Annotated in this window: 5 protein-coding genes; all 5 read left to right on the forward strand. The window is 33.8% G+C overall.

The window, feature by feature from the left end:
• Positions 1–39: 39 nt before the first annotated feature.
• The 5 genes from CSW08_RS02365 to CSW08_RS02385 all read left to right on the forward strand — a co-directional run bounded on the left by CSW08_RS02365 (position 40) and on the right by CSW08_RS02385 (position 13,363).
• Positions 40–2,280, forward strand: coding sequence for a beta-glucosidase family protein (locus CSW08_RS02365; RefSeq protein ID WP_106658303.1), 2,241 nt, complete (start codon positions 40–42; stop codon positions 2,278–2,280).
• Between the two features lie 276 nt (positions 2,281–2,556).
• Positions 2,557–6,570: a hybrid sensor histidine kinase/response regulator gene (locus CSW08_RS02370; protein WP_106658304.1), complete on the forward strand. Its 4,014-nt coding sequence runs from the start codon at positions 2,557–2,559 to the stop codon at positions 6,568–6,570.
• Positions 6,571–7,021: 451 nt separating this feature from the next.
• On the forward strand, positions 7,022–10,204 hold the full coding sequence (locus CSW08_RS02375) for a SusC/RagA family TonB-linked outer membrane protein (RefSeq protein WP_106658305.1): 3,183 nt from the start codon (positions 7,022–7,024) through the stop codon (positions 10,202–10,204).
• 25 nt (positions 10,205–10,229) lie between these two features.
• The gene (locus CSW08_RS02380) at positions 10,230–11,822 is read left to right on the forward strand and encodes a RagB/SusD family nutrient uptake outer membrane protein (protein ID WP_106658306.1); all 1,593 of its coding nucleotides are present in this window, start codon (positions 10,230–10,232) and stop codon (positions 11,820–11,822) included.
• 17 nt (positions 11,823–11,839) lie between these two features.
• Positions 11,840–13,363, forward strand: a complete 1,524-nt coding sequence (locus tag CSW08_RS02385; protein ID WP_106658307.1) for a glycan-binding surface protein — start codon at positions 11,840–11,842, stop codon at positions 13,361–13,363.
• The last annotated feature ends 53 nt before the right edge of the window (positions 13,364–13,416 follow it).

Here is a 13,416-nt window from a genome sequence, read left to right on the forward strand (position 1 = left end):
TAACCAACAACCAACTAAATAGATTAAAGACAATTATTTATGAATAAAAATGCTATCATTATATCAACTGCATTGGTATCATTATTAATAATTTCATGTAAAAATGAAACCAAAACTTCTACAGAAAAAATAGCTGTTGAAACTACTTATGAACCCAAAGAATTTATTCTTTCGAAATTTGAATCGAAAATTGATTCTTTGATTGCACAAATGACTCTTGAGGAAAAAAGTGGGATGTTACATGGCAATAGTATGTTTGCTACTGGCGGTGTTGAACGGTTAGGGATTCCAGAACTTAAAATGGCGGATGGCCCTTTAGGGGTTAGAGAGGAAATTGCTAGAGACAATTGGGGCTCTGCAGGTTGGGATAACGACTTTGCTACCTATTATCCAGCAGGGGGCGGGTTATCTGCAACTTGGAATACAGATTTAGCATATCTTTTTGGCAATAGCGTAGGGGAGGAAACACGTGCGAGGGGAAAGGATATGCTGCTTTCTCCAGCAATCAATATTATAAGAACGCCTCTTGGTGGTAGAACTTATGAATACTTTAGTGAAGATCCTTTTTTAAACAAAAAAACAGCAGTTCCATTTATTGTTGGACTACAAAATAATGACGTCATGGCATGTGTAAAGCATTTTGCCGTAAACAATCAAGAAACGAACCGAGGCACTGTAGATGTTATAGCAGATGAGCGAACCTTACGTGAAATATATTTACCAGCTTACGAAGCAGCTGTTACAGAAGCCAATGCCCATAGTTTGATGGGTGCTTATAATAAGTTTAGAGGTGATTATTTATGTGAGAACGATTATATGCTGAACAAAATTTTACGTGACGAATGGGGCTTTAAAGGTGTTGTTGTTTCCGATTGGGCCGCAGTACATTCTACGGTAAAAACCTTGCAAAACGGTTTGGATATTGAGATGGGAACGCCAAAACCATTTAACGAATTTTTTCTTGCCGACAAATTAATTGCTGCTGCCAAAGCAGGAGAGATTTCAGAAGAAGAAATCAATAAACATGTAAAACGCATTCTAACGGTATTGTTTCAGGTAAAAGCAATAGATGGAAAAGACCGTGTGGAAGGCAGTATCGCCACCGAGGAACATTATCAAGATGCCTACAAAATAGCATCAGAATCTGTGGTATTGTTAAAAAACGAAAACAATGTATTACCCTTAAAACTGGATGGTATTAAATCCATTGCCGTTATTGGTAACAATGCCATGAAGAAGAATGCTTTGGGTGGATTTGGAGCTGGGGTAAAGACCAAAAGAGAGATTACTCCTTTAGAAGGTCTTAAAAACAGATTACCAAAATCCATTACAATTAACTATGCCGAAGGCTATCTGGAAAGATATTCGAAAAATGAGAATAATAAAAAAACAGAAGTTACTTTAGATGGCCCTGTAACCGTTGAAGAATTAGATGAAGCTAAGTTGCAAGAAGCGATTGAAGCTGCTAAAAAATCGGATATTACCATCATTTTTGCTGGTTCAAATCGTGATTATGAAACAGAAGCATCAGACCGCAAGGATTTATCTTTACCATTTGGTCAGAAAGCATTTATTGAAAAAATATTGGCTGTCAACCCTAATACCATCGTTGTTATGATTGCTGGAGCGCCGTTTGATATTGAAGACATCAGTAAAAAAACGTCTGCTCTGGTTTGGAGTTGGTTCAATGGCTCGGAAGGGGGTAATGCGCTAACCGATGTGCTTTTAGGAAACATAAACCCATCAGGTAAATTACCTTGGACCATGCCAAAAAAACTTGAAGATTCGCCTGCACACACCACCAATAGTTTTCCAGGGGATGAATCGGTGACTTATGCAGAAGGCATCTTAGTAGGTTATCGTTGGTTTGATACCAAGAACATAGAACCTTTATATCCTTTTGGTTACGGACTTTCATACACAAATTTTCAGTTTTCAGATTTAAAAACCGATAAAGATGTTTATAGTAATGATGATACTATTGAAGTGTCTTTCAGTATTAAAAATATTGGAAAAATGGATGGAAAAGAAGTTGCTCAACTCTATGTTTCAAATCCAAATTCTAAAATTGAAAGAGCAGCCCAAGAACTAAAAGGGTTCAAAAAAGTATTTGTTAAAAAACAAACTTCTGAAAATGTGACTATTCAACTGCCACTAAAAGAATTGGCCTATTATAATGTAGAGAAAAAACAATGGATGGTGGAGCCGGGAACTTACAATTTAAAAATAGGGAAATCTTCCAGAGACATAGTTGCTGAAACTACTATAAATATTAAATAAGCATTATAGGTATAAGGTAGTACAAATAGGATATTTAGTGTGATAAATAATAAACTAATGAAAGGGTTTAAATTTGAATGGTTTAATTCCATTATAGATTTTAAGTATATAAAAAATAATAATGTGTTTTTTGGTATAACCACTGCTCTTTACCCTGTGCTGTTGTATCATAAATATCAGTCAATAAATATTGTTAACGATAAAGGGAGTACTTAGATAAAAATTAATTAATCTTTTTTATTTAATACTTTCATTTTTCAAAAAATGATCCATAATATGAAAACAAATAAAACACTGTTATATTTCACTATAGTATTTTGGATCATTACTTTACAAAATACTATAGGGCAGTCTTCATATATTTTTCGTCATTTAAATACAAATGACGGTCTTTCAAATGCAAGTGTTAAAGCAATTCTTAGAGATAGCTATGGATTTCTTTGGGTAGGTACTGAATCGGGATTAAATAGATATGATGGCTATGGGTTCAAGGTGTACAATGCGAATTCGAAGATGCCCCATTCCTTAGAATCAAATGATGTTATGGGATTACAAGAAGATGGTTTGGGGAATATTTGGGTAGACCTTGGGTTCACTTATATGGTTTACAATAGGGAAAAAGATCATTTTATTTCAGAAAAGGAATCTTTTTTTAAAGAGTTAAATATCCAAGCAGTTGATAATAGTAAAATTTATGTTGATAAAAAACAGAATCTATGGGTTCTAAATAGGGAAAAGGTATTTTGTTATAATATCAAAAAGAAAACGACATCGGGTTTCAATTTAGAAATACCATTAGATGACATTGGTAATGTTAATATAACTGATAATGGGGATTCTTTATTTGTTATTAGTCAGTCAGGGGAATTTTGGCAACTAAATGTGAATTCAGGGAAGCAAACTATAATAAAATTACCAAATTTTATTATGCAAGCTATAAATAAGTATTTCAATAAAATATATGTGGATAGTAACAATGGGTTATGGTTACATTCGAACATGGCTGATGTGGTTTTTTATAGAAAACATCCAAATAGCGAATGGATGACCATAGAATTAAAATCAGAGATACAAACCGATGGGAACTCAATAACGAGCATTATAGAAAATAGGCCCGGGCAAATTTGGATTGTAACAGATCATAAAGGGGTGTTTGTTTATAATAAAGCTAAAGGTTCCATAGAAAATATTATTAGTGATCCATGGGAAAGTAGCACTTTATCAAGCAATAGTATAAAGTGTATATACCGAGATAGTAACGAAACTGTATGGATTGGTCACTCAAAAAAGGGACTTTCTTATTATCATGAAAGTTTTAGAAATATTATGAATTTCGAACATCCAGAATGCTCTGATATTAGTGTGATAATGGAGGACCATCTTGAAAATATATGGTTGGGAACCGATGGAAATGGATTGTTTGTAAAAGATAAAAAATTAGGGAATGGCGTAATAAAGCTCCCAATTCCCAATGTAGCTATTGTTTCTATATTAGAAGATAGAGCTAACCGTATTTGGATTGGCACATTTCAAAAAGGGCTGTATTGCTATGAAAACGGCAAAATGGTACAATATACCACAGGCAACAGCAAATTAAGCAATAACAATATTTGGGATATAGAGGAAGATAGGTATGGAAATATATGGATAGGAACATTAGGAGGGAAAATTCAATTATTACCTTCTGAATCCTCTAATTTCGATTTTTTATTATCACCTTTTGAAGAGGACACGGCTGTGCTGGATATGTTTTATGATGGAGGTGACAAAGTATATGCAGGCACGGTCTCTGGACTTTTAGAAATTGATATTACAACCAAAAAACATGTAATCTATTTTAGTAATATAAACGGTACTCAGCGTTTTTTGCGAGATGCAGTTACAAATGTATATAAGGATAATCGGGACATTTTATGGCTAGGACATAACATTGGTTTAACCATATGGGACAAAAAAACAGATAAGATTTATTATTTTAATAAAGCCAAAGGTTTATGTGATGATTCAATAAAAGGCATTGTTTCAGATAATCTCAACAATATTTGGGTAACAACAAGTAATGGGCTCTCCATATTAACTGCTGATCGAGATTTGGATAATAACCTCAGTATTACAAGTAAAAATTATTCGGTTAAAGATGGCCTTATGGATAATTTTTTTAATGCCCATTCCATTAGCAAATTGAAAAATGGAGATATATTATTAGGAAATATAGATGGTTATTCCATTTTTAACCCAAACAAAATGGAGGAGAAAAACCGGCCTTTAGCAAAAGTTAAATTTACTGGATTGACTGTTAGCAACCAAAAAATTCAAGTAGATTCAATTTACAATGGGCATAAATTGCTCGAACGTCCCATGGAATTGACTTCAGATTTAATCTTTAAATATAATGATAAACTCATCTCTTTGCAGTTCACAACAGGGGATTTGTTGAATGCCGATAAAATAAGATATGCTTATCAAATTGAGGGGTTCAACACCGAATGGATTCCAACTCAAGAAAATAAAATAGAATTATCTACACTGCATCCAGGAGAGTATAAACTATTAATAAAAGCATCTAATAGCGATGGTGTTTGGAACAACGACCCCACCATATTAAATATAAAAGTTACACCACCTTTTTATTTTTCTATTTGGGCAATTGTTTTGTATGCATTGGCAACCATTGGCATAATTATTTATTTTATTCTTAGATCAAAAAGGCGGCATCTAATAAAATTAGAGCAGCATCGTATAAGGATGGATCGCGAAAAAGAAATGCAGGTAAATGAAATGAAATTAAAGTTTTTTACAAATATAAGTCACGATTTACGTACTCCGCTTACACTTATTATTACACCATTGCAAGTATTGCTTAATGAAACAATGGAAGAAAATATGAAGAAAAAATTGAGTACCATATATAAAAATGCTCAACAATTACTTTCATTAATAAACTCGTTGCTCGATTTCCGTAAATTGGATGTTGGCATAGATACGCTTAATTTAAAACCAGGAGATTTTGTTGATTTTGTTAGGGATATTTACTTATCCTTTAGTGTGTATGCTAATGAACGCCATATCAACCTTTCTTTATCGAATGAAATAGATAATCTACTAATGCAGTTTGATCGAGATAAAATACAAAAAACACTTACCAATTTACTTTCAAATGCATTTAAATATACCTCAGATGGCGGGGCTATCAATATTCATATAGATAGCTATGATGATTATGTTTACGTAAGTGTATCTGATTCAGGCCCTGGCATTAGTGATGAAGATAAAGAACATGTTTTCGAACGGTTTTATCAGGCTCAGCAAAAACAAGATAAAACAGGAAGTGGAATAGGTTTGCATATTGCAAATGAATATGTTAACCTACATGGTGGTGCTATTACCTTAACGGATAATATACCGTACGGGTGTGTGTTTACCATTAAACTTCCAATCAGGGAAATTAGTCAAACTGAAAACTTATATTCATACAATACATCCGATGAAGACGTTTTAGAAGATGTTGTAAAATTAGACGCTATTAATAATAAACCTTTATTGTTATTTGTAGATGACAATAAAGATTTTTGTGGTTTTATGGTAGACAATCTTGAAGATGAGTATTCAGTAATAACCGCTAATAATGGGCTAGAAGCCATAGAACAATTAAATAAGCAAGACGTAACTATTGTTATAAGCGATGTCATGATGCCCATAATGAGTGGAACCGAACTTTGTGAAAAGATAAAAACAAATATTTATTGGTCTCATATTCCAGTAATATTATTGACAGCACGAGCAGCAGAGGAGCATCAAATTGAAGGATTGGAATTAGGTGCAGATGATTATATTACGAAGCCTTTTAATTTTAATTTGTTAAGGCTCCGCATTCGCAAATTCATTGAATGGACCGAGAGAAGTCATAATATATTTAGCCAAAAATTAGATGTTGCACCATCAGAAATCACAATCACGTCTTTAGATGAGAAACTTATTGAGAAGGCCATCAAAGTTGTAGAAGATCATATTAGTAATTCCGAATTTTCTGTTGAAACATTAGGGATGGCTGTAGGATTAAGTCGAGGACACTTATACAAAAAGTTAATGGTTATTACGGGTAAAGGTCCTTCAGAATTTATTCGAACAATACGGTTGAAAAGAGGACGTCAGCTACTAGAAAAAAGTCAATTACAAATTTCAGAAATAGCCTATGAAGTCGGTTTCAATTCTCCAAAAAGATTTACAAAATACTTTCGAGATGAGTTTGGGGTTTTACCATCTGAATATTTACGTATCCATAAGGAATAAGAATAGTACATAGTCTGTAATTAAACTTATGTTATTTCTCCACATATAATATCATCTTCCCTTTATTTCCAAATTTTATAATTCCAGAATAAAAAATGTCTTATGCTCAATTCTATTTAATACTTAAATAGATGGTTTATCATACAAAATTTTTAATTCTATAAGCAAATACAGCAATTGCAACATTTCAGACTGTTTTCTGATACAAAACGACCATATAGATTTAAGTAACTTAATGTAGGTTTACATGCTTAGTTTATTCCTCACAAATGGGAGAATAAGAAAACCCTGCGTTTTATGCATAAAATATTAACAAAATATTAACACGTATAGAAAAGAACAATAACTAAAAAACACAAAGAATGATTAAATAATTACTAGGATTAAAAAGATTAAAAAAGCATAGCAATTGTATGCTTTAAACCATAACCAAACTAAAATTAAATTAAATATGAATGAAAAACATGTGATTAGATATGTCATAAAGCTATCTAGAACCCTTATCAAGAAGTATGCTATTATAGCAATACTATTTCCGTTTTGTCTGGCATCAGCCCAAAATTCCACTGAAAAAATTACTGGTGTCGTTTTAGACGAATCAAACGGTGAACCGCTTTTAGGAGTTAACATTTTACTGAAGGATTCCAACCAAGGAGCCGTTACAGATGAAAATGGTACATTTTCCATTACGGCCAAAATTGGAGAAACACTTACAGTAAGCTATTTAGGGTTTGTGACCCAACAGGTAAAAATTACCGGTAATCAATTAAGTATTCGATTAAAAGAAGATATTAATTCTTTGAACGAAGTGGTAGTAATTGGTTATGGTAAATCAAAGAGAGGAGATCTTACTGGTGGTATTTCTTCTATTAGTGGAGAAGAACTTCTCAAAACAAAACCTACTACATTTGATCAAGCGCTACAAGGAAAAGTAGCCGGTGTAGTGGTACAACAAACATCTGGGCAACCAGGAGGAGGGGTTAATGTACAAATACGTGGTTTGTCTTCTTTTGGTGGAAGTTCTCCTTTATATGTAATTGATGGAGTTATAATTGGTCAAAGTTATGATGGAGGCAATGGTACAAATCCATTAGCTGCTATTAGTCCCTCAGATATTGAGTCTGTTGACGTTTTAAAAGATGCATCTGCAACTGCTATTTATGGATCGCAGGCGACTAATGGTGTCATTGTTATTACCACTAAAAGAGGTAGAGAAGGGAAGCCAAAAATTACTTATGACTATAGTAGTGGATTTCAGCAATTAACAAAGCAATATCCTACTATGAATTTGCAAGAGTATGCCCAGTTTATTAACGATAGATCTGTTATTTGGGGATTTGATGAAAGGCCTGAATTTGCAAATCCAAAGCACTTAGGCAAAGGCACAAACTGGCAAGACGAATTATTCAGAAGTGCTCCAATGAGCAATCATGTACTTACAATGAGTGGAGGTAATGATAGAACACAGTATTTATTGTCAGGTTCATATTTTAGTCAAGAGGGTATAGCGATAGGATCTAAGTTTACAAGAACTTCTTTAAGGATAAATTTGGATAATAAAGCGACTGATTGGTTGAAAATAGGAACTAGTTTACAGTTAACCCATATTGATGAGAATGTAAATACAACAGGTTCAAATGTTATTGCATCAGCATTATGGCAAACACCAGATATAGCAGTTAAAAATCCTGATGGTAGTTATGCTGGAGAAGAAAGTAGTGAAGGATGGATTACAAAACGTGTAAACCCAGTTGCTATTTCTCTTGTTAATAAAAATAATCCTAAAAGAAATCAGTTGTTTGGTAATCTTTATGCTGATATGACATTGACAAAGAATTTGACATTTAGAAATGAGATCTCAGCAAATGTTTTTCTTCAAACAAATAATGAATATTATCCTAAATATAAATTTGGGTTAGCTGAGAGATTAGTGAATGAGTCAAAATATAGTTATAGTCAAAACTATTTTACTGCTTTTAGGAGTTTTCTTACTTATGCTAAAGTGTTTAAAAACAAATACAATGTTAACTTGCTGTTAGGACATGAGGCACAGTTGTCTCAGTTTGAAAATGTTAATGCAGCAAGAAGAGGTTTCATTTCAGACAATGTTACCAATATAGGTAGTGGTGATGCATCAACTGCTACAAATGGTGGACAAAAAGGAGCTGGTGCGCAGGAATCTTATTTTGGGCGTCTTAATTTTATTTTAAATGATAAATATTTGTTTACAGCTAATTTGCGTGCAGATGGCTCTTCAAAATTTATATCAGATAACCGTTGGGTAAATACGTATTCTGGAGCATTTGCATGGAAGATCAATAAAGAAGGTTTCTTAAAAGATGTAAAAGGGATTAATGAGCTTAAAATAAGAGTGGGTTATGGTGAAACTAATAATCAAAATGTTAGAGAAAATGCTTATTTATCAACGCTAACGGCGTCTCCAACATCTTTGGGTAATGCACTAGTTGTGACTAATTTAGGAAACCCTGATGTTCAATGGGAAAGTACAGAATATAGTAATGTTGGAATTGATGCAAATCTTTTTAATTGGAGACTTAATCTTTCAGTTGATGTCTATAATCGTTTGACGGACGGATTGTTAATGCAAATCCCATTACCACTTTATTCTGGAACAACTACCGGGTGGTCTCCAGGAGCAATTTTTGCTCCATATGTAAATATTGGATCTGTTAGAAATAGAGGGATAGATTTTCGTATAAATTCTAAAAATATAAATACTAAAGATTTTTCTTGGAGTTCTGATTTTACCTTATCTCATAATAAAAACAAGGTATTAAAATTAAATACAGATGGAGCTTCCTTGCCTGGAACTTATGGCAATGAAGTAGTTGCTCAAACGGTAGTTGGTGGATCTATAGGTGATTTTTATGGTTACAAAGTAGATGGAGGCGTATTTGCAACCGCAAGCGATTTTGAGACGCATGCATTGCCTGCTACTAATGATGGTGTTGCATTACCAATTACGCCAAATTCTGGAGGGGTATGGTATGGAGATCTTAAATTTAAAGATTTAAATGGGGATGGTATTATTACTGAAAAAGATAGAACGTATTTAGGTTCTCCAATTCCTGTTGTTCAACTAGGTTTTGGTAATAACTTTAGTTATAAAGGTATTGATTTGAATATTTTCTTTAGTTCTAATATTGGTAATAAAGTAATAAATGCAATGAGAATTAATGGAGAAAATCCTTTAACTAATTATGGATACTTAAAAACATTAAAAGATCATGCGGTACTTGCTTTAATTGATCCAAATGGTTCGGCTTCAGATGTTAACAATGTGTATGTTACCAATCCAAACACTACCATTGTAGGGCTTAAAAATAATAATAGTAATCAAAGCCACCGTTTCTCTGATAAATATGTTGAAGATGGCTCTTTTATCAGATGTAAAAATATTACTCTAGGTTATACCTTCCCTAAAGACATACTTGATAAATTCCATTTAGATAATTTACGTGTGTATGCGAATGTAACCAATGCTTTTCTTATTACTAAATACAAAGGATTGGATCCTGAAGTGGGTTCGTGGAATCCATTACGGGCTGGAATTGATGATGGCTTTTACCCGCAAGCACGAACATTTACTTTAGGACTTAACTTGGGACTTTAATTTTAAATAAATAAACTAACGTATTATGAAAAATATAAATTTTAAATTGATTTGTGTGTTGTTTGCTGTGTTTTTTGCAGTAAGCTGCTCGAAAGATTTTCTCGAGCGACCTTCTCTATCAGAGATAAGCACTGAAAATTTTTATCAGACAAAAGAAGAACTCAGGTTAGCTACGGCGGGACTTTATGCTGGTAAAGTATGGGGAGAATACCATAATCGAGCAATCATTGCTATTGGGGATGTATTAGGCGGGAACCTTGTTCTGCCATGGGGAGGGCAAGATCTGGTAGAGCTTAACACGTTTACGCTTTCAGGAACTAACGATCGTTTAGTATCCTGTTGGAAAGGGCTATATTTTGTGGTTGGGCATTGCAATGCTACAATTAATGGTATTGAAAATGCACCAGCAACAATTGCTGAGGCAGATAAAAATGCTGCCATAGCGGAGGCAAGATTCATTCGTGCTATGGCATACTATCATCTTGTTATGACATGGGGAGAAGTGCCTATATATGAAGATTATGCGGAGTTGATATCATCTCCTTTAGTAAACAAAAATATAGTAGCAGATGGTTACCGATTTATTACTGAAGATTTAATTTTTGCTGCCGAAAATCTTCCTGAAACTGATGAAAAAGGTAGAGTTACTAGTTGGTCTGCAAAAGGTCTGTTAAGCAAAGTATATTTAACGATGGCAGGATTAGGTCAATCAGGTGGAACCCGCAATCAGGAATATTTAGACTTGGCAAAAAATTATGCAAAAGATGTAATAGAAAACAGTGGCTCTGTATTACTTCCTAGTTATAAAGATCTTTTTAAAACGCAATTCAATGATAATCCAGAATCATTATTTGCACTGCAATGGACTAGTCCCAGTGGTGGTTGGGGGGAAGGTAATATGAACTTGACAATGTCGCCAAGCAATGATATTGTCCCTCAAAAAGAGCTTGCTTTTGGAGGTCCATCACCGAGTTATGATTTGTATTTAGCGTATACTGAGCAGGATTCCATAAGACGTAAAGCGACTATTATGCTCCCTGGAGACTATTATGAAGAGTTAAACGCTGCTGAAGGTGGATATACTTGTACTTTGCCAGCGATGAAGAAACATATTATTGGTAACGAAGTAGATAATAATTTTCCTGCAATGACGACTTTAAGTTCTATAGAGCATAATTCATTACTTAGATTGGCAGATGTTTATTTGATATATGCTGAAGCTATCTTGGGTAATAATGCCTCTACAACTAATGCTGAAGCCTTATTGTATTTTAATATGGTAAGAGAGCGTGCAGGGGTTGATCCTTTAACAGAGCTTAATACTGATATTATTCTAAAAGAAAGAAGACTTGAATTTGCTTGTGAAGGACAATATTGGTATGATTTAGTAAGACTTTCTTATTATAATCCTGTAAAAGCAATTGAAGTTCTTAATACTCAAATTAGTAATGATATAAGGGTAAGATTTGATTATGATGAAGATACTGAAATAGCTACACCTAATGATCCTATAGGAATTATTACTCCGGCATCTGTTGGTACTTTTACTTTGCAATTACCTTCATTAGAAATAATTGCTAATCCAAAATTGAATGAACCTGCAGTACCATACTATTAATACTAAATAATAAAGACATGAAAAATATACTAAATAAATACATTCCTTTTTTACTGGCTTTCAGTATAACGGTAATTATTACACTATTTACGTCTTGTGATAATAATGATGATGATGTTTCAGGTTCGGGTGGTGCTCCTGTTATTACACAGATACGAAATTATGAAGCTTCACCAAATGACACGCTTGTTGATAAGATAGTTCCTGGTCAATGGATAGTAGTCCATGGGAAGAATTTAAAAAAAGCCACTGAAATAAGTTTTAATGGTAGTTCTGCTCAGTTCGATGCTGGATTGTTTTCAGATAACACAGCGGTTTTACAAGTTCCTTGGTCTGTACCTCTTAATAATCTTGATCCAGATATTGTTAATACTATACAATATGTTACCATTAGCGGAACAACTACTTTTAAATTTAATGTAGTTGGGCCGCCAGCTACCATCTATGGCAATTCGATGACATCTGCTACTATGGCAGGCGATTCGATTTATATTTATGGTGCTAATTTATATTTGATAGAAAAACTGACCCTAGCAGGTACAGATGTGTCATCATTTACAACAGTAGATGATGGTAGTTCCATCGGATTTACACTTCCGGCTATTGATGCGCCAATGCCTTGGGCTGGAGAGCTTGTTCTTGCATCTGGTATCTATCAATTTGATGTTTTAATTGTTCCAGAAATTTTTGCTGTTTCTAATGCAAATCCTTCTGGGGGCGATTTAGTACGTGTGTATGGTAAAAATTTGAATGATGTTTCAAGTTTTAGTTTTGGCGGTGCTAATATTACAGATTTTACAGAAGAACCAGATGGTTATTATGTTGAGTTTATAGCTCCTGATAGATGGAGTTACTCTAGTGGACCAGTGACCATTGTTAATAGTTATGGAACGGCTTCTACTGTGTATGGTATAAATACTCAAAATGGCGATAAAGTAGGTCTTTTAGCAAATTTTGAGTGGGGTGATTATTTTGGTTATCATTGGTGGGGAGATATTTCTTTAGCTTTTGGCCCCGTAGCCGATTTTAATGGTTCGATGGGAACAAATAATTCTATGTATATATATTTTAATACGCCTATTTTAGCCGGTGGTGAAAGTAAGTACGCCCCATTGGGTAATTCTAATACGGGTAATAAATGGATACCTGTGGCCAATCTTTCAGATCCTGTTGAAAACTGGGGGCTTCAATTTGAAATAAGTGTGGCCAACCCATGGAATGGAGGTACGCTTTATATTAGAACTGAATTTGCAGGTGATACTTTTGTAGCGCGTTATGAGCCATGGAAAATTCCTGGTTCTAATAAGACCCTTGCTTATAAAACGGATGGTTGGCAAACCGTAACGATTCCTTTATCTCAATTCAAATCAAAAGATGTCACATTAGGGGATGGTAATCCAGTTGACAGTTTAAATAAATTACTAGGCGCTACTGGTGCGAGTAGTTATAATATGACCCTTAAAAATTTCGCCTCTTCATCAACAGCAACAGGTTTTTATGCTGCTATTGACAATATTAGAGTGGTGAAAATCAAAGAATAAATCTTTCATAATAAACTTTTTAATAGCTAAAAGTAACCTGCGGGATTCAATGA

It is taken from the genome of Confluentibacter flavum (assembly GCF_002843175.1).
GTDB lineage: Bacteria > Bacteroidota > Bacteroidia > Flavobacteriales > Flavobacteriaceae > Confluentibacter > Confluentibacter flavum.

Coding starts and splice junctions, on each gene's coding strand:
- CSW08_RS02365 (WP_106658303.1), top strand. CDS start 40: ATGAATAAAAATGCTATCATTATATCAACTGCATTGGTATCATTATTA.
- CSW08_RS02370 (WP_106658304.1), top strand. CDS start 2,557: ATGAAAACAAATAAAACACTGTTATATTTCACTATAGTATTTTGGATC.
- CSW08_RS02375 (WP_106658305.1), top strand. CDS start 7,022: ATGAATGAAAAACATGTGATTAGATATGTCATAAAGCTATCTAGAACC.
- CSW08_RS02380 (WP_106658306.1), top strand. CDS start 10,230: ATGAAAAATATAAATTTTAAATTGATTTGTGTGTTGTTTGCTGTGTTT.
- CSW08_RS02385 (WP_106658307.1), top strand. CDS start 11,840: ATGAAAAATATACTAAATAAATACATTCCTTTTTTACTGGCTTTCAGT.